The following is a 20,640-nucleotide window of genomic DNA, read 5'->3' as shown; positions in this document are numbered from 1 at the left end:
TTCGCCATCTTCGCGACGCCGCGCACCAGATCGGATTCGGCGCTGCCGCCATGACGACGCGTAGTGGTGGTCGGACGGACCGGCCGGCGGGTTGCCGGACGCCTTTTCGAGCTCGCAAATGCCGAGACAGCTCTTCTGACGATACTTCCAAGATTCATGATCGTTTCTCCCAACTGGCCTAAGCCGTTATGATTGCTCGTCTTATAAACGAGCTGGGAGTCTACCGGTTCCGTCATGGTACGGACCGGCCGGAAAGGTGGGCCGGAGAACGTCATCGCCACCTACCATAAGCTAGCCGACGCTCAGGATCGTCAAAATCAACGGAATCGTCACCACTGAAACCAAGGTCTGCGCAGTGATGATTCCGGCCATATAAGGTCCGTCGCCACCGAGCTGACGGGTGAGTACGTAAGCGGTCGGCGCCGTAGGGATTGCCGCGAAGATGACGAGCACCAGGGTTTCCGTTTCCCCGAGGCCGAAGACGTGAGCGATCAGCGCTCCGAAGAGCGGCATGACTAGAAGCCGCAATGCCGTATTGCCGGCAAGGATCGCCGTATCCTGCCGAACTTCATCCGGCCGGAGAGCGGCTCCGACGCATAGAAGGCCAAGCGGCAGGCTGGCCTGAGCGACGAGATTGAGGAAACGTTCGATACCGAACGGCAGCCCCACTTTGGTCAGGGCGACCGCGATCCCTGCAAGACAGGCAAGGATGAGCGGATTGGCGACAATCGATTGGAGGAGCCCCCAGGATCCGCCGGCCGACGAACCGTCTGTCAACGCGGCTACCGAGACGACATTGACCAGCGGCACAAGAACCGCAAGCAGTATCGCCGCACGTTCGAGCCCCTCTCCGCCTGCGAGGCTCGCCGTCAGCGCAAGGCCGAGATAGGTGTTGATGCGAATGATTCCCTGAACCGCCGGTCCGAAGCGGGCGGCTGGTGACGGCCGAAGGAGCCGAAAACCATAAAGTGCCAGCGTCGCCGAAATGATTAGCACGAAGACGGCGCTGCCGAGCCTCAGGATGTCCGGATCGCGCACCGGGGCATCGGCGAGGTTCACGAAGAGCAACGCCGGAAACAGAAGAAAGTAGTTGATCCTTTCCGCCGCCGGCCAAAAGCTGCGGTCCGGAAAGCCCGCCCGGAAGAGCGCGTAGCCGAGGCAAATCAGCGCGAAGATCGGCCAGATCGTTACGAAGAGCACGAGACGCGCCTGTCGTTCACGAGGAAGCGAATCGCACCCTCACCCTTCCGCTTTCGCTGCGCGCATCTCTGCCAGTTCGGCTCTGAGCGCCTTCACTTCGGCCAGGATTTCTGTGTTTTCGTTGTGCCGCTTCTCATGCTCTGCATCGATCGAAGCCTCGTGCTCGCCCTGCATGGCCGAGACGATGACACCGATGAATAGGTTCAGCACGGCGTAGGTGGTCGAGAGAATGAAGGGTACGAAGAAGAGCCAGGCATAAGGATGAACCTCCATCACCGGACGGACGATGCCCATGGACCAGCTTTCCAGCGTCATCACTTGGAAGAGGGTATATATCGACGCGCCCATATCGCCGAACCATTGCGGGAATGTGTCTCCGAAAAGCTTCGTAGCCATCACGGCGAAGATGTAAAACGTGATCGCGAGGAGTGCGATGATCGACCCCATACCGGGCAGCGCCGCGATCAAGCCGCCGATCACCCGGCGCAAAGACGGAATCACCGAAATCAGTCTCAGTACGCGCAGGATGCGCAGGGCGCGCAGGACGGTCAGTGGACCGGTGGCCGGCAGCAGCGCGATCCCGACAACGGTGAAATCGAAGATCGACCACGGGTCGCGGAAGAAGGCACCGCGAAAAGCATAGATCCGTCCGACGATTTCGATGACGAAGACCGCGAGGATCGCCGTGTCGAAGGCGAGCAGCAGCCCGCCGATGTTTCGCATTACGGCGTCGCTCGTCTCTAGGCCGAGAAAGATTGCATTCACGACAATCAGCCCGATGATGAACTGCTCCCATCGTCTCGACCGAAAGAGATGTTGCAAACGCTCTTGCATGGTGGTGCGTCCCGGCAATCCCGAATAAAGCCCGGCGTGTTATCAGCCGGTTTGTCGAAAGGACTATCGCGCGGATGTCTTCACCGGAACTCTCCCATTTTGCAAGAACCTATGCGGCGTTCACCGCCGACGGGCGCGACGAGATGGTCGACCGTGAGGGGGTGATCAAGCCGCACTACCGCAAAGTGATCGAACAGGCACTAAGCCTTGATTCCGAGGAACGTGACGAGCGCGTGCGCCGGGCTCGTCAATATCTGTCCGAGGCTGGCGTCTTTCATCGGGTCTATGCGCCAAGTGACGCGAGCGAAGAGACGCGCGAATGGCCGCTCGGTCATCCAGCCCTGCTGATCGAACCTGCCGAATGGAAGACACTCTCGCGAGGGCTCATCCAGCGCGCGCGATTCCTCGAGAAACTCCTCGCTGACATCTACGGTCATCGGCGCCTCGTGACCGACGGTATCCTGCCAAGCGCTCTGATAGGCCGGAACCCCGAATTCTGCCATGCCCTGTCCGATCAGGCGAAAACGGGCGAGCCGCTGATCCGTTTTATCGCCATCGAACTCGGGCGGGGGCCGGACGGGCGCTGGTGGGTTCTAGGAGACCGCACGCAGGCGCCCTCTGGTGCAGGTTTCGCGCTCGAGAATCGGGTAGCCAACACGAAGGCATTCCCGGATTTCCTGCGCGCGCTCAACATCGAACGGCTCGCTCCCTTCTTCCAGCGTTTCCGCGAGATGCTTTATGACCTCGCAGGCCCGGACCGCTCTCGGGTCGGGCTTCTCTCGCCGGGCCCCCATAACGAGACCTACTTCGAACACACATATCTCGCCCGCTATCTCGGCCTTCTGCTTCTCGAAGGCGGCGATCTTGTCGTTCACAACGACGAGGCGATGGTGCGAACTGTCAGCGGCTTCCAGCCGATCCGCGTACTTTGGCGCCGTTTGGACAGCGATTTCGCCGATCCGCTCGAACTCTTCGGTGGCTCTCAGATCGGCACTCCTGGCCTGCTTCAGGCCGTACGCGCTGGCAAGCTCAAGCTGATCAATGCGATCGGATCGAGCATCCTCGAAACGCCGGGCTTTCTTGCCTTCCAACAGCGTATGGCCAACGCACTGCTCGGCACCGACCTCGAACTGCCCACCATCGCGACCTGGTGGTGCGGTCAGGACGCCGAACGCGCCTATGTGGAGGCCAACCGGAAGAGCCTTCAATTGGCGAATGCTTTCCCATCCGAAGCCGTATGGTCCGGTGCAGTCGGGATGCCGTCCGGGTCGGACTTCGAGAAAGTTCAGGAGAGCCGCAATATAGACCTGATGCGTGACGGCATTCATTGGGTAGGCCGGGAAATTGCTGCGCTCTCGACGACGCCGATCCTCGTCGACGGCAAGCTCGAACCCCGACCCGTCACGCTGCGGGTCTTCCTGACGCGTGACGACGAAGGCTGGCATTTGATGCCCGGAGGCTTTGCCCGCGTCGCCGACCAACAGGATGCGCGGGTCATCTCCATGCGCCAGGGCGGCAGTTCGATCGATGTCTGGGTGCCGTCCGAAAGCAGAGTCGAACGACCGGAACGGCCGCTGACACTTCTCGCCGGAACCGGCAGCCGGTTCCAGCGCAAGCTGCCGGGCGCCCTTCCTGCACGCGCCGCCGACAATCTCTACTGGCTCGGTCGCTACGTGGAACGCTGTGAAACCGCGACCCGGCTTCTAAGGGCCTATGGCGCGCGCATGGACGAACTGACGGAGCCGGGGGAATTCGAGACGCAGCTTCTTGATCTCATCGGCTTCCTCGGCATCGAAGTCACGCCGGCTCGCCCGGGACGCGCGCTTCTCGCCTATGCGCAGCAAGCCTTCGACACGGCTTCGCGCGTCCGGGACCGGTTTTCACCGGACGCCTGGCGAGCGCTGCACGAGACCGTCGATCTCATTCTCGGCAGCTATAACGACGACGATGTGGAACTCGTCGGACTGGCGAGCTCAGTTCTCACCCATCTTTCGGGCTTCGCCGGCCTCGTTCATGAGAACATGTACCAGTTCACAGGCTGGCGCTTCATGCAGATCGGCCGGTCGCTGGAGCGCGGCTTCAACACCGCGTCCGCGATTGCCAGCGTGATCGAACCGGACAAGCTCGCAGACGGCGCGTTGGAGACCATCCTCGATCTGACCGACAGCCGTGTGACCTACCGGCGACGCTATTCGGTGGACCTTACCCGCGAAACCGTTCTCGATCTCAGCGTTCTCGATCCGCTCAATCCACGCTCGATCGCCTTTCAGGTGAACCGCATACAGGCGTTGCTCTACGATCTGCCGAACCAGAACACGGCGGAAACGCTGGATATGCTCACGCGCCGTATCGCGCGGCTTGCCGTCAGGCTGCAGACCGCCGATGCATCCGAGCTCGATCATGCCTTCGTCGTGCGGGTCGCAAACGATCTCGGTGACATTTCGAGCCTTCTCACCGCCCGCTACCTGCTCTCGTCGCCGGGAAAGGTCACGGCGAGCGGATCGCCAGAATGAAGTACGACATCACCCTCAAGATCGACTACCAGTATGCCGCCTCCGTCGCCGATGCGCGCCATGCGCTTCGCGTACGCCCTCGCCTGCTTCCGGCGCAGACCCCAATGTCCGTCGAAGTCATGATCGAGCCACGACCGGAAGAACGGCGGATTGAGACAGATTTCTTCGGCAACGAACGGGAGGCCGTCGCCATCTGGCGGACCCATCACAGCTTCGAAGTGGAGATGCGCGCCCGCATTTCAGTCCACCGCGAGCCACTGGAACTGGAGGAGACCGAGCCGCTCTCGGAGGTAGTCCGTCGTGCAAACGCCGAAACGCGCACCAATGGCGCCTCCCCGGTCTGGTACCTCGGCGAGAGCCGGCGTATCGAGCCCTATCGCCCGCTGACCAGCTATATCGGCGACATACTCGGGGCCAGCGAGCAGCCGGCCGCCAAGGTGATCCTCGACGTAACGCAGGCCATCAAGAACGACTTCGCCTACAAGCCTGGCGCGACCGATGTCGGCACCAGCGTTCCCGCGGCCTTCGATGCAAGGATCGGCGTCTGCCAGGATTTCGCTCATGTGATGATAGCAGGTCTTCGCGCGAACGGCATCCCGGCAGGTTACGTCAGCGGCTTCCTGCGCACCGATCCGCCGCCGGGCCAGCCGCGCCTTGAAGGTGCCGACGCAATGCATGCCTGGGTGACGGCCTGGCTCGGGCCTGAAACCGGTTGGGTGGATTTCGATCCCACCAACGGCATTCTCGCCTCCAACGATCACATCGTCGTCGCCATCGGTCGCGACTATGACGACGTCACCCCGATCTCCGGCGTCCTGATGACAACCGGCCCACAGGAGACCGGCCATACGGTGGACGTCGTGCCGGTCGAGGAAGGCTAGCCGGTCCGCAGCCCGAACCCCCGGACGATCCGCTGCGTAGCATAATCCGGCGCCCCGGATGTGAAGACCGCCGGGTCGAAGTCGCCATGCATCGAACGCGTGCCCGCATCTCCGACGACCCGATCGGCCTGCCGCGCAATCGCCTCCGCCGGATCGAGCCAATCGACTGGCCACGGCGCCATCTTGCGCATGCGGTTGACCAGAAACGGATAATGAGTGCAGGCGAGCACAACGATATCTGTCCGCCGGCCATTCTCCTCGATGAAGCAGGGCGCGATTTCGGCAAGCACGGCCTGCTCGTCTACGAAACCGCCACGCATGTAGCGCTCGGCAAGGCTTGCAAGAGCGACGCTGCCGACGAGCTTCACCGAAACTCTCGATGCCCACTGGTCGATGAGATCCTGAGTGTATTGACGCCGCACCGTACCCGGCGTCGCGAGCACTGAGACGAGACCGGAGCGTGTTCGCTCCGCCGCCGGCTTGATCGCCGGTACGGTTCCGACGAACTTCATGCGCGGATAGGACTGCCGCAGCGCATTGAGCGCCAAGGTCGACGCCGTATTGCAGGCGATCACGCACGCGAGCGGCTCATGGGCGACGATCAGATCGCCGAACAGTGCGACGAGCCGGTCACGCAGGGCGTCCTCTTCCCAGTTGCCATAGGGAAAACCGGCATCGTCCGCCACATAGACGAACCGGCGATCGGGCATCAGCACACGCGCCTCACGCAGGACGGTCAGTCCCCCGACGCCGCTGTCGAGAATGAGGATCGGCGCGTCGTTCATGACGCGTCAGTCCCGCAGTGCTGCGCCGGCCGGTCGAGCGATTTGAGGACACCGCGAAGGCTTCTCACTTCCTGTTCGGAAAACTGCGCCTTGGTCAGCATGGTCCGCAGGTTCTGTACCAGAGCCTCACGCTTTTCAGGCGGGAAGAAGTAGTTTCGGCAATCGAGCATCGCTTCCAGATGATCGAAGAGGCGGTAGAGATCGGCCTTTTCAGCTGGCGGATTGGGCGGGGCCGAGAAGCGCGGCGTCTTCGAAGGATTTGAGGCATTGCGCCAGGCATAACTGACCAGAAGCACCGCCTGGGCGATGTTGAGCGAGGCGAACTTTGGGTTGACCGGAAAGGTGACGATCTCGTCGGCCAGCCCCACCTCGTCGTTTTCAAGCCCGTATTTCTCACGCCCGAAGATGACGCCTGTCTTTCCCGCCGGCGCATGTGCGACGAGGCGTTCGGCCGCCTCTTCAGGCCCGCGAACGGGCTTGTAGCTGTCGCGCGCCCGCGCCGTCGTCGCGTAGACGAGCGAGAGGTCCGCAAGCGCATCTTCCAGCTTCTCGAAGACCCGCGCGGCATCGAGCACATGGTCCGCCCGGCTCGCCGTCGCCCGCGCCTTCTCGTTCGGCCAGCCGTCGCGCGGCTTCACGAGACGCAGGTCGGCGAGTTCGAAATTCGCCATGGCCCGCGCGACCATGCCGATGTTCTCTCCCATCTGCGGCTCGACGAGGATGATCGCCGGCGGCGCCGGCATGCTGGTGAAGGGAATATCGGACAAAGAGGGCGGCTCGTGATCGTTACAGGGCTGAGCCTTACAGTCGATTCCGGATCGTTTCCAGCTTGGATTACCGGAGGCTCCGGCAAGACGTCATTAAGCTCACGGCACCGGTCCGCACACGCCGTCCCATGCCAGCCGACGCTCGCGCTGCGGATCCTGTTCGACCCGGTCCGCGACGTCGAAGATCATCGTCTTCCGCATACCGACTTCGTAAGCAGGCCAATCCGCGCAAGGTCGACCGGTCCGGACGAACGAAACCCAGTGCTCGCGCATACGTTCGCTCAGTCGCCTTCGTCCGGGATCAGGAAGCCAGCCGAAATAGATGCCGCGGAACGGGGAGAGGAATCGGTCGAAGAGCAGCGGCAGGTCGACGGAATGGGTCGCGCCGAGCCGTGCGAAAGCGCCCTTGGCTGGCCAATCCAACCGGTACATGAAGGTGGGCGCGGCTCGCGCGTTCGATTCCGCCACATGGATCGCCGATGCGCGGAACAGAATATCCGTTCCAAGAGTCGAGGCGCCGGCCCTGCTCGCGTCATAGAGCGCGTGGATGGCCCTCGCCTTTTCCGGGCTCGTCGCGCGCTCCAGCCAGCCGCTCATGTCGTCGGGTCCGACCGGAAAACTGAAACCAGGCAGATCGGTGAAGAGTGTAAACTCGTCGCGGTTCGTCCCGATCAGCAGCGGCACCGGTTTCGCACGCCGGTAAAAGCCGCCGAGGTCGCTATCAGGGAGTTCGCCGCCGCCGAAATAGGGCATCGTCGGGAGACCGGGAAAGCGAGCCGTGAGTTTGCGAAACACGTTCACGAACGCATCCGCCGGCTGAGTGAACAAGGCCTCGCGGTCGCCGCTAGGGGCGAGCAACCTGAATGCCGTTCGCGCGACGGCCTCGGCCTTTTCTCGCGGCGCGAAGAGATTGATCGTGCCGGACTGACAGATCGCTTGATGAAACAGCTGATGGGAACGCTCGGCGACCATGTGATAGCCTACCGACGCAGCCCCGGCGGACTCACCAGCGATGGTCACGCGGCCCGGATCGCCGCCGAAATACGCGATATTGTCGCGAACCCATTCCAGTGCCAGCCGCTGGTCTAGTAGACCTACATTTGCTGAAAAGCGCTCGTCACCCGGAAACAACTCGGAAAACCCGTTGAAACCGATCAGTCCCAGCCGATAGTTCATCGTGACGACGACGATGTCTCCACGCTTCGCGAGTTCGTCTCCCAGGTATTGCGAGCCGGCCCCGATGAAGAAGCCGCCGCCATGAATGAAAACGAGAACCGGGCGCTTGCCTGTGGTCCCCGGCGTAAAGACGTGGAGGTTTAGACAGTCCTCGCCGGTTTCGCCCGACCACCCGGAGAGGCGTGCGAAAGGCTCGGGGAATGCCGTGCGCTGCGGACTGGCGGGCCCGAACCGAACGGCTCTGAGGGTCGAAAAGGCCTTCGATCGCTTGACGGGTGCCGCGAAGCGCAGTTGGCCGACTGGTGGCTCGGCGTAGGGAATCCCCAGAAAACGTAAACCACCTCGCCAACGCTTTCCCTCCACCAGTCCGCAGGATGCCTTGACGTAGACGGGATCGGAGTGGACGGGGTACTTCAGAATATGCCGTTCGCGCATGCCCCTCAGTCGATCCTCGTGCTCTTCTTTGCGTCCGGTCAGGTGGGTGGTATAGGGCCCTCAGATCAATCCGGCGCGGACCCCCGTGTCGTCATGTCCCGGCGGCCCCGCGGTCGCCGCTTATGTTTTTGCGAAGGATGGCACCGATGGCGAAGATCAAAGTCGAGAACCCTGTGGTCGAACTCGACGGCGACGAGATGACGAGAATCATCTGGCAGTTTATCAAGGAGAAGCTGGTCCATCCCTACCTCGACATCGATCTCGAATATTACGACCTCGGCGTAGAGCATCGCGACGCGACGGACGATCAGGTGACCATCGACGCCGCGAACGCCATCAAGCGCCACGGCGTAGGCGTCAAATGTGCGACGATCACCCCGGACGAGGGCCGCGTCGAGGAATTCGGCCTCAAGAAGATGTGGCGTTCGCCGAACGGTACGATCCGCAACATCCTCGGCGGCGTCATCTTCCGCGAGCCGATCATCTGCAAGAACGTGCCGCGCCTCGTACCTGGCTGGACGAAGCCGGTCATCGTCGGCCGCCACGCCTTCGGCGACCAGTACCGCGCGACCGACTTCAAGTTCCCCGGCAAGGGCAAACTGACGATGAAGTTCGTCGGCGAGGACGGCGAGACCATCGAGCACGAGATCTTCGACGCGCCGGCAGCGGGCATCGCGGTCGGCATGTACAATCTCGACGAATCGATCAAGGATTTCGCCCGCGCCTCGCTCAATTACGGCCTGCAGCGCGGCTATCCGGTCTATCTGTCGACCAAGAACACGATCATGAAGGTCTATGACGGGCGGTTCAAGGACATCTTCGAGGAGATCTACAAGAGCGAGTTCGAGGACAAGTTCAAGGCCAAGAAGATCACCTACGAGCACCGCCTGATCGACGACATGGTGGCCTCGAACCTGAAATGGTCGGGCGGCTATGTCTGGGCCTGCAAGAACTACGACGGCGACGTCCAGTCCGATACGGTCGCTCAAGGGTTCGGCTCCCTCGGCCTGATGACCTCCGTGCTGATGACCCCGGACGGCGAGACGGTGGAGGCGGAAGCCGCACACGGCACCGTCACCCGGCATTATCGCCAGCACCAGAAGGGCGAGCAGACCTCGACCAATTCGATCGCCTCGATCTTCGCCTGGTCACGCGGTCTTGCCCACCGTGCCAAGCTCGATGGCAACGACGATCTGAAGACCTTCGCCGAAAAGATGGAGACCGTTTGCGTCAACACCGTCGAACGCGGCTTCATGACGAAGGATCTGGCCCTGCTCATCGGCCCCGACCAGCCGTGGCTTTCCACCACTGGCTTCCTCGATAAGGTCGACGAAGGCCTTCAGAAGGAGATGGCGAAGGTCTGAGGCCAGACCAGCGTAGAGGTTTGGAGGCGGGCGCAATGCCCGCCTTATTTGTGTGCGGACCCGATCGATCCCTGATCCGGGATCTGCGCGTGTAGCAGTCAATGGGACAATCTCGGCAGCCGAGTGCAATTGCCAGATTGGTATTCCGCCGGAACCATCACAGAGTTTCCGCTCATGTTCAGTTGCAACGGGACAGCGCTTGCGACCATCCTTCTAACGCTTGGATCGGCGCCTGCTTAGACTGCTCTCCGTGAAATCGCGGACGATCTCAAAGGCGCGATCTTCGACATGACCGTCGACGAGATTTCCGATCTAGGGGTCTTCGATGCCGAGGGGACCGAAGTGGCCGAGGTTTCGAAGGTGCTCGGAATGGGTGCGTAGACACCGACCAATCTCAAGGGCAAACTCGAGGATGACGACAGCAGCACCTGTCCCGACCGCGTAGACGTTGTCCTGCCGATAAATGACATCACCTTCATGGACAAACGCGTGGTCATCTATATCGGGCCTGACGAGGTCTCGAACCTCACGACCCGCAACGACTGATCTGCCGCGATCCGCGTCGACAGTTGCAGCGCATCAGCGACCAATCCGCTGGCTTCTGTCGTCTCGTAGCGGTTTGCGAAGCCATCAGGCCGCGGCCTGACCGCTCTCCTGCAGAGCCTTCTCCACTGCAGCGATCGCACCGGCTGCGTTATCGGCATCGGGTCCGCCGGCCTGAGCCATGTCTGGGCGGCCTCCGCCTCCCTTGCCGCCGATAGCACCACTTGCGGTCCTGACAAGCGTCACCGCATCGAAGCGCGCCGTCAGGTCCTCGGTAACGCCGACGACGACCGAGGCCTTGCCTTCTGCGACGCCAACGAAAGCCACGACGCCAGACTGAACGGACTTCTTGGCCTCGTCAACGAGCCCCTTCAGATCGCGTCCCGACACCCCGTCGATGACGCGCCCGAGATAGGAAATGCCATTCACCGTCTTCGCCGAATCGCCCTTGCCTCCGCCTTCGCCAGCGAGGGCTAGGCGCTTCTTCACTTCGGCCAGTTCACGCTCCAGACGGCGCCGCTCCTCGACTACGGTCTCCAAGCGAGCCAACGCGTCCTCCGGCGAAGCCTTGAGAAGCGCCGCCATCTTGCGCACGCGCTGGTCCTGCTCACGAAGATAGTCGCGCGCCGCTTCCCCGGTGAGCGCTTCGATACGGCGCACGCCCGCTCCGACCGCGCTCTCGCCGACCACATGAACGACGCCGATTTCTCCGGTGGCGCTCACATGGGTGCCGCCGCAGAGTTCGGTTGAATAAGGCTTGCCCGCCTTCTTGCCCTCTTGCGCTGTTCCCATCGAGACGACGCGAACCTCATCTCCATACTTTTCACCGAAAAGAGCCATCGCGCCGGACTCGATCGCTTCGTCCACCGCCATAAGCCGAGTCTCGACCGGCGCATTCTGCCGGACGATCCCATTGGCAAGCCGTTCGACGGCTTCGATCTCTGCACGATCCATGGGCTTTGGGTGAGAGAAGTCGAAGCGAAGGCGTTCCGGCGCGACCAACGAACCCTTCTGGGCGACATGGGTACCGAGAACTTCGCGAAGGCCCTCGTGCAGAAGGTGGGTCGCCGAATGGTTGGAGCGGATCTTCGAACGGCGTCTATGCTCGACCTTGAGATCAAGCGCATCATCGACAGAGACCTCGCCGGACTTGACGATGCCGCGATGGACGAAGAGCCCATCTGCGAGCTTCTGGGTGTCCTCGATCTCGATCACCGTTTCACCATCGGTCATCACGCCGGCATCGCCCAACTGGCCGCCGGACTCGCCATAGAAGGGCGTCTGGTTCACGACGACGAAGACCTTCTCTCCGGCCGTGGCGGATTTCACCTCGGCGCCGTCCTGCACCAGAGCGACGACCGAGCCGCTAGCCTCTTCGGTATCGTAGCCGAGGAATTCCGTCGCCCCGACCCGGTCGCGGATCGGGAACCACACCTTCTCGGTAGCCGCTTCACCGGATCCAGCCCAGCTCTTGCGGGCTTCCGCCTTCTGGCGCTCCATAGCCGTGTTGAATGCGTCGAGATCGACGGCGATCCCTCGCTGGCGCAAAGCATCCTGCGTCAGATCGAGCGGGAAGCCATAGGTGTCATAAAGTTTGAAGGCGGTTTCGCCGGACAGCTTCTGGCCTGCACCCATACCCTCGGTCGCGTCGGCAAGAAGCGACAGGCCGCGGTCGAGCGTCTGCAGAAAGCGCTTTTCTTCGAGCTTGAGCGTTTCGGCGATCAGCGCCTCGCCGCGTACAAGCTCGGGATAGGCACGCCCCATCTCCGCGATAAGCGTCGGCAGCAGCTTGTAGAGCACCGGCTCGCCGGCCCCAAGAAGACGCGCATGGCGCATCGCCCGCCGCATGATGCGGCGTAAGACATAGCCACGCCCCTCGTTCGATGGCAGGACGCCGTCGGCTATCAGAAAGGCGGTCGAGCGCAGATGGTCCGCGATGACGCGATGGCTCGCGACAGCCGCGCCTTCAGCGCGCGAACCGATCGCATTCTCAACGGCCGCGATGAGCGTACGGAAAAGATCGATGTCGTAGTTGTCGTGAACGCCCTGCAACACTGCCGCGATGCGCTCCAGCCCCATGCCCGTATCGATCGAGGGGCGTGGTAGATCGAGCCGCTCATCGCCCGCGAGCTGCTCATACTGCATGAAGACGAGATTCCATATCTCGATAAAACGGTCGCCGTCTTCGTTGGGGCTGCCGGGAGGGCCACCGGGAATGTCTTCGCCATGATCAAAGAAGATTTCCGAGCACGGACCGCATGGGCCGGTCTCGCCCATGGTCCAGAAGTTGTCGGAAGTTCCGATCCGAATGATTCGATCATCGGAGAGACCGGCGATCTTCTTCCAGAGACCAGCGGCTTCGTCGTCTTCCGAGTAGACGGTGACGAGAAGCTTGTCACGCGGCAGGCCAAAATCCTTGGTGATCAGAGACCAGGCGAGTTCGATCGCATGGTCCTTGAAATAATCACCAAAAGAAAAATTGCCGAGCATCTCGAAGAAAGTGTGATGCCGGGCCGTGTAGCCTACATTGTCGAGATCGTTGTGCTTCCCGCCGGCGCGCACGCATTTCTGCGAGGTGACGGCCCGCGAATAGGACCGCTTCTCTTCACCGGTAAAGACGTTCTTGAACTGCACCATGCCGGCGTTCACGAACATCAGGGTCGGATCGTTGCGCGGAACCAGCGGCGAAGACGAAACTTTCTCGTGTCCGTTCTTCGCAAAATAGTCCAGAAACGCGGACCGGATTTCGTTGACGCCACTCATCGTCGCAACCTTTGGAGAAACAGTCATTAGGCGCGACCGGACACTGACCGTCCGGTAGGCCATTTTGACGTCGTTCTACAAAGGTCGCGCTTCGCTGTAAATCGAGACCGGAATTGGCTGACCTCCGCGGGTGAGGCCTATTCTTCTTCTGAAGGACTGCCGGCGCCGTCTTCCAGCAGCTTCTCGGCAAGGATACCCGCATTCTGCCGGATCGATTGCTCGATTTCCTGCGCGGCGTCCGGATTGTCACGCAGGAACTGCTTGGCGTTCTCACGCCCCTGCCCCAGACGCTGGCTGTTGTAAGAGAACCAGGCGCCAGACTTTTCGACGATACCCGATTTCACGCCGAGATCTATCAGCTCTCCCATCTTCGAGACGCCCTCGCCATACATGATGTCGAACTCGACCTGCTTGAAAGGCGGCGCGAGCTTGTTCTTGACCACCTTTACCTTGGTCTGGTTGCCCGTCACCTCGTCGCGATCCTTGATCGAGCCGATACGGCGGATGTCGAGGCGGACCGAAGCGTAGAATTTCAAGGCATTGCCGCCCGTCGTCGTCTCGGGCGAACCGAACATGACGCCGATCTTCATACGGATCTGGTTGATGAAGATGACCATGCACTTGGAGCGCGAGATCGAGCCCGTCAGCTTGCGCAGGGCCTGGCTCATCAGCCGGGCCTGCATGCCAGGCAGCGAATCGCCCATCTCGCCCTCAATCTCGGCGCGCGGCGTAAGCGCAGCAACCGAGTCGACTACGAGAACATCGATGGCGCCGGATCTGACGAGCGTATCGGTAATCTCGAGCGCCTGTTCGCCCGTATCAGGCTGCGACACCAGAAGATTTTCCAGATCAACGCCGAGCTTTCGAGCGTAGATCGGATCGAGCGCATGCTCCGCATCGACGAAGGCGCAGATGCCGCCCTTCTTCTGCGCCTCAGCGATCGTATGGAGGGCAAGCGTCGTCTTGCCTGAACTCTCCGGCCCATAGATTTCGATGACGCGGCCCTTGGGTAGGCCGCCGATGCCAAGCGCGATGTCTAAGCCGAGCGAACCCGTCGAGACCGTTTCCACCTCGACGCTTTGGTTGTTCTGCCCGAGCTTCATGATCGAACCTTTGCCGAAGGCGCGTTCGATCTGGGAGAGAGCGGCGTCCAACGCCTTGGTTTTATCCACCGAATTATCCTCGACGAGCCTGAGGGCGTTCTGGGCCATGAATCCGCTCCTTAATGCATTCGACGCGCGTCACGCAACGCTGTCTTCGGGCCAGAAATACGTACCCATTTTGTTCTCGTCAAGCAGAATGTTTTGCATTTGTTCTTCTAAAGCCCACGCTGGACAATTCGGCACTGTGGCCTCTCAGTATGCGTGGGAGTGACAGTCATGCTCGTCGTGCATTGGTGGTGTAGCGTGCGCTAGGTCTTGTGACTCTCGGCGATTCGTTGAGTAAGCCGATACACTGACCTCTCAGCGATCAGTCGTCGCTGGAAAGCATCTGTTTGACCGTCATCGCCAATTCGCGTTGGGTGAATGGCTTGGATAGGAAGCCGAACTTTTCGCCTTCGGGAAGATTCTTCGCGAACGCGTCCTCGGCATAGCCCGAGACGAAGATGAACTTCATGTCCGGCCGGACCTTGCGCATCTCGCGTAGCAGCGTCGGTCCGTCCATTTCCGGCATCACGACGTCGGAGACGACGAGATCGACTTTGCCATCCAGTTCCTCAAGCACATCGAGAGCGTCGAGCCCGGAATCGGCTTCGTGCACGTCGTAGCCCTTCAACTTCAACGCACGCACGCTGCCGGCGCGAACATAGTCTTCGTCCTCGACCAAAAGGATGGTCGCAGTGCCGGTGAGATCGACCTTCTCGTTGACATCGATAGCGGTCTGCTTCTCAGCCGCAACCAGAGAGGGTTCAGGCACGAAGCGAGGCAGGAAGATGCGAAAGACCGTTCCCTCACCTTCAGTCGACTCCACATAAATGAAGCCGTTCGACTGTTTGATGATGCCATAAACCATGGACAGGCCAAGACCCGTACCCTTGCCGATCTCCTTGGTCGTAAAGAATGGCTCGAAAATTCGCTCGGCGACATCGGCCGGCATACCGGTTCCGGTGTCCGAAACCTCGACAAGCACATAGTCCGCGGCCGGCATTTCCGAATAGCCGAAGACTCTGGCGTGACCTTCTTCGACGTTGCGGGTCTCGATCTTGATCGTGCCCCCATTGGGCATCGCATCGCGCGCGTTGCCAACAAGATTCGTGATCACCTGTTCAAATTGGCCGATATCAGCCATCACCGGCCAGAGATTGCGGGCATGGCGTCTCTCCAGCTTCGTCTTGTCACCCGCAATACGCTTGAGCAGAAGATCAAGATCGGCAACGACGTCCGTGAGGTTCAGCATCTTGGGCCGCATCGTCTGGCGGCGCGAATAGGCAAGCAGCTGCCGCACCAGAGAGGCAGCGCGGTTCGCACTCTGCTTGATCAGGAGTAGATCCTGGAAGGACGGGTCTCCCGGCTTCTGGTTCATCAGAAGAAAGTCAACGGAAGCGGTGATGACGGTCAGGACGTTGTTGAAGTCATGGGCGATGCCGCCGGCGAGATTCCCGACCGCCTGCATCTTCTGTGCCTTGGCAAACTGCTCCTCCAGAGCGCGCTGATCCGTCATATCGACGGCATAAAGAATGATTGTCTCGCCGGCACCGGATACGCGGTCCGGTATGGCGTTGAGATAAATGCGCACAGAGCGTGGCTTATCGCTCTTCAGCGTCACGTCGATAGGCGAAATCTCTGCCTCGCCGTCACTTGCAGCCTGCAGATACCCGCCAAGTCGGCCAGCGCTCTCTTCCGTCAGGAGTTCGAGGAATGAGCCGTGCCCGTCGACCGCATTCGATCCAAAAAGTCGTTCAAAGGCAGGATTGGAGCGGCGACTGACATACTGATCGTCGAGCGCAGCGATTGCCATGGGCGCTGCATTGAAGAAACGATTGAACCGTGCAGTCGCAGCTTCGGAATGGTTCGCTTCGCCGAAGGTTTCGTTGATCACGATCGAACGCAAACCTGTGCGTCCATCCCGCTCTCGCGCCTTTTGGGCCACGAGTTTCACGGGAAGAATGCGACCCCGAGCGGTCGTCAGGTCGAGATCGATAAGCTGGGTCTCACCCTCGACCAGCGATTTAAGCCGCGTCTCGAGATGGGCGCGCATCGGCTTTGGGAGATGGTCTGAAAGAGTGGCTCTTCCCGGATCGAAACTTCCGAGATCGGTCTCCAGCCAGGTAGCCAGCGTCGCGTTGAGATAGTTCAGACGCAGCTCCGCATCGGCGGCAAAGAACCCGACGGGCGCCTTATCCAGATAGTCGATGGCGTCCTGCAAGGTGCGGAAGGAAGCTTCCTCCTCCCGCCGGTCAGCCGTGATGTCTGCGATTTGCCAGGCTTCGAGCATCCCACCGGGCGACTGGATAGGGCGCACGGAGACGCGGTACCAGCGCGCTTGGTTATCAGCGCGCGAAAGGGGTGTATCGAGCCGGAATACGCGTTGACCACCCCCGCCGTCGCGGGCCGCCTTGGCGAGCCAGTAGACGTCCTCCGCAGCGCCCGAATTGCGCGCCAAGAGTTGGACTGGAGATTGGACATCCGCGCCATTTTCCGCGCCAATCAGCCGGCCGTATGACTGATTGGCATAAACAACACGGCCCTTAGTATCGACAAAAACCGCCCCCTGGCGCGCCCCGTCGAGGAAGCTGCGTGCGGCCGCGCCTTCGTCTGCGCGCCCGCCTATCGAGATCAGCCCCAGGGCGAAGCCAAACAGCGCCACGACGCCAAATATGGAGACGAGAGCGAAAATGACGAGGAGCGCAATCCCGCCGTAAGCGTTGCCGAATAGCGCCATAGCCGCGGCGAGCACGATCAGGAAGCCTCCGAAAAGAAGGAGGCGGCGAACGCTGCCTGCGCGTTCCGTCCTGTCGATCAGAGGTTTATCGAACGCATTCGCCATAGTGTTCATTTCGGACCGGCTCTCCTTCAAGCGAAAGCAGAATGAGTCATAGCGCTCGAATAGGCGAGTGGTAAAAAGCCGCCGACTGAGACTCGTTCGGTCTCTGTTGCCTTCGTGCCGTCTACTATAATCCAAGGAGCGCGAAAGTATCTCGTCCCAGCGACGCCAAACTTGCCAGAACCTTGCATGCCAAGGACTGCGCACCGAACCGCGACAACAAACGAGTCACAACTGATGCCGAACTGGTTCGCCGCAATAACAGGAGAAACCTTCGGACCCATTTTGTGGGTGGTGTTCGTCGCGGCGCTTGTGTGCGCCATAGCGGTTGTAAGCCTGTGGTTGCTCAAAACCATGACCGGTGCCTCGGGATCGGCGATCGGCTTTCGTGGTCAGGCGCCTCGGCTTGCACTGGTTGAGACTCTCAGTCTTGGAGATCGGCGCCGTCTTGTCCTTGTCCGGCGCGATGGAGAAGAGCATCTGCTTCTCATCGGAGGCAATGGGGATGTTGTTATCGAGAGAAACGTAGGACGGGCTGCGCAATCTGAAGTGGATACCAGCGGCGCTGAAGTTATAAGCAATAGGTCGAGGTCATGATGACCGCTTGCACAAAGTGTCTTGTACAGGACCGCGCGAACAGTTCGCGATTATAGGGATATATCTAATGACAGGCGTTGATCGGGCGAGAAATACGCTTCCGTAACTTTAAACTATCAATTGAGCCAAAGTGCCGGATTATTCAAGTCCGGAGCGTCATGCAGCGTCCATACGGGTCGCCGTAGTCAGTCGTCCCGATAGATCTTTTCACGCCGCTCGTGGCGCTCTTGGGCTTCAAGGGAAAGCGTCGCGATCGGCCGCGCGTCGAGCCGTTTCAGATTGATCGGCTCACCGGTCTCTTCACAATAGCCGTAGGTTCCGTCGTCGATGCGCTGGAGGGCGGCATCAATCTTGGCAACCAGCTTGCGCTGCCGGTCACGGGCTCTCAATTCGATAGACCGATCGGTTTCAGAAGAAGCACGGTCGGCCGCATCAGCCTGGTTTGGGCTTTCGTTGGCGAGCGCCTCAAGGGTTTCCTTCGACTCGCGAAGGATGTCCGCCTTCCAGTCCTTGAGTTTGCGCCTGAAGTATTCGCGTTGGCGTTCGTTCATGAAAGCGCCATCGTCCGTCAGAGCGTTTGTAACATCAACAGTTTCACTCATGCGGTCCTCCATCGCCAGGCGCTGTATACCCGCGGGATTTCTCTAAAACAAGCGCGCGCAAGCCGCACCCGAGGAATAAAACGCCGATAGTGTCGTGCCACCGTCAGCTTCCGCACAGTTGCGGTCCGCCGCCGCTCACGACCGCGCTTATCGGCGAGATACAAAGGGCGTATGACAGCCGACACTCAACGGGTTACGCAACATGCGAGTGGGCATGCTTTGCCAGACTTGCCTTGCCGCAGGCTCGCTCGTAACTCACGTCGCACTAGTTTCCCGGAGCGATTCACGAACGTGATGCGCTCCTGTGTTGCCGATCAAAAGCAACAGCACATCATCAATCGACGTCTTCTCTGAACCGAAGCGAGCCATGTCACGCTATAATTCCATCCTAGACGCCATCGGTAACACGCCGCTTATCCGCCTCAATCGGGCCTCCGAAGAAACCGGCTGCGAAATCTACGGCAAGGCCGAATTTCTCAACCCAGGCCAATCGGTAAAGGATCGAGCGGGCCTCTTCATCATCCGCGATGCGGAAGAGAAGGGATTGCTGGAACCAGGCGGAATCATCGTCGAGGGCACGGCGGGCAATACCGGAATCGGCCTGTCACTGGTGGCAAACACGCTGGGCTATCGTACCGTTATCGTGATTCCCGATACCCAGAGCGAAGAGAAGAAGGACGCGCTCCGCCTGATGGGCGCCGAACTAATCGAGGTTCCGGCTGTCCCATACAAGAACCCGAACAACTACGTTAAACTTTCCGGCAGACTCGCTGAGAGCATTGCCAAAACCCACCCCTCCGGCGCCATTTGGGCGAATCAGTTCGACAATGTCGCCAACCGCGACGGGCACGTGGTCACCACTGCCGAGGAGATCTGGCATGACACCGACGGCGAGGTCGACGGCTTCATCTGCGCCGTTGGCACAGGCGGCACGCTGGCCGGTACGGCACTCGGACTGAAGCGCCATTCCGGCCACATCAAGATCGGCATCGCAGATCCGATGGGAGCAGCGCTCTATAACTTTTATGCGCACGGCGAGATGAGGGCCGAAGGCTCCTCGATCACCGAAGGCATTGGCCAAGGGCGCGTGACCGCGAACCTCGAAGGCTTCGAGCCGGACTTCGCCTATCAGATTCCGGATGGCGAAGCCCTGAAGATCGCCTTCGACCTTGTGACCGAGGAAGGTCTCTGCCTCGGCGGATCGTCGGGGATCAACATCGCCGGCGCGATCCGACTCGCCAAGGATATGGGTCCTGGACATACCATCGTTACGATCCTTTGCGATTACGGCAATCGCTACCAGTCTAAGATGTTCAATCCGGCGTTTCTGAAGGAGAAGGGACTTCCGGTACCGGAATGGATCGGTGGAACGCCAGATTTCGAAGTGCCTTTCGAAAAGGTCGATTGACCGATGGGCGAGACCGAAAGGGCAGATTTCGTAGGGACAGAACGCATCTTCCAGGCGGACGCCTACCTCTCCACGATGGAAGCGACGCTCATCAGGATCGAGGGGGAGAACGGCCTCGTCTTCGACCGAACGAACTTCTATGCCACTGGCGGCGGACAGCCGGGCGACCGTGGCTTCGTCGAGCAGAGCGACGGGACGAAGATCCAGATCGTCGAGACAGCTTATTCGTCGAACGCGCGCGACGTGGTGATGTTCGCAGGTGAAAGTGCGCTGTTGCCGGAACTGGGCGAGACGCTGACGCTCCATATCGACTGGAAGCGACGTTACAAGCTTATGCGCATGCATACAGCCTGCCATCTTCTCTCTGTCGTTTGCCCCTACCCGATCACAGGTGCAGCTGTGGGAGAGGAAGAGAGCCGTATCGATTTCGATTGGCCCGAGGCCGCCGCAGAAAAGCAGGCGATCTCCGAGAGGGTGATGGAGATCGTCGCAGCGAATCACCCAGTCTTCACGAAAACGATTACCGAGGCGGAACTCGAAGCCACTCCGGGTCTCGTCAAATCGGCTAACGTGAAGCCGCCCAAGGGGACTTGCGTCATCCGCCTCGTCTGCATCGGCGAAAACTCATCGGTCGATGCCCAGCCCTGCGGTGGCACGCATGTATCCGAAACCGGCGAGGTGGGTGAGGTTCACATCGGCAAAATTGAGAAGAAAGGCAAAGCGAACCGGCGAATGCGTATTCGGTTCGGTCCAATCCCCGCCTAGGGAGTCGGCAAGACATTCGCGTT

General features: G+C 60.6%; 16 protein-coding genes. 6 read left to right on the top strand and 10 right to left on the bottom strand.

Annotated elements, in window-relative coordinates:
- Positions 1-291: 291 nt before the first annotated feature.
- Positions 292-1,200: an AEC family transporter gene (locus FP2506_RS02940; protein WP_007065892.1), complete on the bottom strand. Its 909-nt coding sequence runs from the start codon at positions 1,198-1,200 to the stop codon at positions 292-294.
- Positions 1,201-1,239: 39 nt separating this feature from the next.
- Positions 1,240-2,034 carry an ion transporter gene (locus tag FP2506_RS02935; protein WP_007065891.1) on the bottom strand — a complete coding sequence of 265 codons (795 nt, stop codon included), beginning with the start codon at positions 2,032-2,034 and terminating at the stop codon, positions 1,240-1,242.
- Positions 2,035-2,108: 74 nt separating this feature from the next.
- Between FP2506_RS02935 and FP2506_RS02930 the strand changes: the two genes are divergently transcribed.
- Both FP2506_RS02930 and FP2506_RS02925 read left to right on the top strand, forming a co-directional pair.
- The gene (locus FP2506_RS02930) at positions 2,109-4,547 is read left to right on the top strand and encodes a circularly permuted type 2 ATP-grasp protein (RefSeq protein WP_007065890.1); all 2,439 of its coding nucleotides are present in this window, start codon (positions 2,109-2,111) and stop codon (positions 4,545-4,547) included.
- Positions 4,544-5,428 carry a transglutaminase family protein gene (locus FP2506_RS02925; RefSeq protein WP_007065889.1) on the top strand — a complete coding sequence of 295 codons (885 nt, stop codon included), beginning with the start codon at positions 4,544-4,546 and terminating at the stop codon, positions 5,426-5,428. Before FP2506_RS02930 ends, FP2506_RS02925 begins: the two co-directional genes overlap by 4 nt.
- Here FP2506_RS02925 and murI read toward each other — a convergent pair.
- From murI to FP2506_RS02910, 3 genes are all read right to left on the bottom strand, one after another.
- Positions 5,425-6,213, bottom strand: a complete 789-nt coding sequence (murI, locus tag FP2506_RS02920) for a glutamate racemase (RefSeq protein WP_007065888.1) — start codon at positions 6,211-6,213, stop codon at positions 5,425-5,427. The two genes, FP2506_RS02925 and murI, sit on opposite strands and share 4 nt — an antisense overlap.
- Positions 6,210-6,956 carry an RNA methyltransferase gene (locus FP2506_RS02915; RefSeq protein WP_040488865.1) on the bottom strand — a complete coding sequence of 249 codons (747 nt, stop codon included), beginning with the start codon at positions 6,954-6,956 and terminating at the stop codon, positions 6,210-6,212. The genes murI and FP2506_RS02915 overlap by 4 nt, the downstream gene beginning before the upstream one ends.
- Positions 6,957-7,079: 123 nt before the next feature.
- Positions 7,080-8,591 carry a carboxylesterase/lipase family protein gene (locus tag FP2506_RS02910; protein ID WP_007065886.1) on the bottom strand — a complete coding sequence of 504 codons (1,512 nt, stop codon included), beginning with the start codon at positions 8,589-8,591 and terminating at the stop codon, positions 7,080-7,082.
- A 146-nt stretch (positions 8,592-8,737) separates the two neighbouring features.
- Here FP2506_RS02910 and FP2506_RS02905 point away from each other — a divergent pair, with 146 nt between their 5' ends.
- A complete protein-coding gene (locus tag FP2506_RS02905) occupies positions 8,738-9,955 on the top strand; it encodes an NADP-dependent isocitrate dehydrogenase (protein WP_040488864.1) in 1,218 nt (405 codons plus the stop codon).
- 630 nt (positions 9,956-10,585) lie between these two features.
- Here the strand turns inward: FP2506_RS02905 and alaS are convergent.
- The 4 genes from alaS to FP2506_RS19150 all read right to left on the bottom strand — a co-directional run bounded on the left by alaS (position 10,586) and on the right by FP2506_RS19150 (position 17,725).
- Positions 10,586-13,261, bottom strand: a complete 2,676-nt coding sequence (alaS, locus tag FP2506_RS02900) for an alanine--tRNA ligase (protein ID WP_040489339.1) — start codon at positions 13,259-13,261, stop codon at positions 10,586-10,588.
- 137 nt (positions 13,262-13,398) lie between these two features.
- Complete coding sequence (gene recA / locus FP2506_RS02895; RefSeq protein WP_007065881.1) at positions 13,399-14,472, bottom strand: recombinase RecA; 1,074 nt, start codon at positions 14,470-14,472, stop codon at positions 13,399-13,401.
- A 259-nt stretch (positions 14,473-14,731) separates the two neighbouring features.
- Entirely contained in the window at positions 14,732-17,257 is a 2,526-nt protein-coding gene (cckA, locus tag FP2506_RS02890) for a cell cycle histidine kinase CckA (protein ID WP_007065880.1), read from the bottom strand.
- A gap of 216 nt (positions 17,258-17,473) precedes the next feature.
- Positions 17,474-17,725, bottom strand: a complete 252-nt coding sequence (locus tag FP2506_RS19150; protein WP_040488863.1) for a hypothetical protein — start codon at positions 17,723-17,725, stop codon at positions 17,474-17,476.
- Between FP2506_RS19150 and FP2506_RS19475 the strand changes: the two genes are divergently transcribed.
- Positions 17,624-17,842, top strand: a complete 219-nt coding sequence (locus FP2506_RS19475; protein WP_369407262.1) for a flagellar biosynthetic protein FliO — start codon at positions 17,624-17,626, stop codon at positions 17,840-17,842. The genes FP2506_RS19150 and FP2506_RS19475 overlap by 102 nt on opposite strands.
- Before the next feature lie 185 nt (positions 17,843-18,027).
- On the opposite strand, the gene dksA is transcribed toward FP2506_RS19475, so the two are convergent.
- Positions 18,028-18,444 (bottom strand): RNA polymerase-binding protein DksA, encoded by a 417-nt coding sequence (gene dksA, locus FP2506_RS02880; protein WP_040488861.1) that lies wholly within the window; start codon positions 18,442-18,444, stop codon positions 18,028-18,030.
- Positions 18,445-18,811: 367 nt separating this feature from the next.
- On the opposite strand from dksA, the gene FP2506_RS02875 reads away from it, so the two are divergent.
- Both FP2506_RS02875 and FP2506_RS02870 read left to right on the top strand, forming a co-directional pair.
- The gene (locus FP2506_RS02875; RefSeq protein ID WP_007065877.1) at positions 18,812-19,852 is read left to right on the top strand and encodes a cysteine synthase A; all 1,041 of its coding nucleotides are present in this window, start codon (positions 18,812-18,814) and stop codon (positions 19,850-19,852) included.
- A gap of 3 nt (positions 19,853-19,855) precedes the next feature.
- Positions 19,856-20,617, top strand: a complete 762-nt coding sequence (locus FP2506_RS02870; protein WP_007065876.1) for an alanyl-tRNA editing protein — start codon at positions 19,856-19,858, stop codon at positions 20,615-20,617.
- Positions 20,618-20,640: the final 23 nt, after the last annotated feature.

The sequence above is a fragment of the Fulvimarina pelagi HTCC2506 genome (assembly GCF_000153705.1).
Lineage (GTDB): Bacteria > Pseudomonadota > Alphaproteobacteria > Rhizobiales > Rhizobiaceae > Fulvimarina > Fulvimarina pelagi.
Note: the sequence above shows the minus strand (reverse complement) of the source record. Positions and strands in the feature narration are given on the sequence as shown.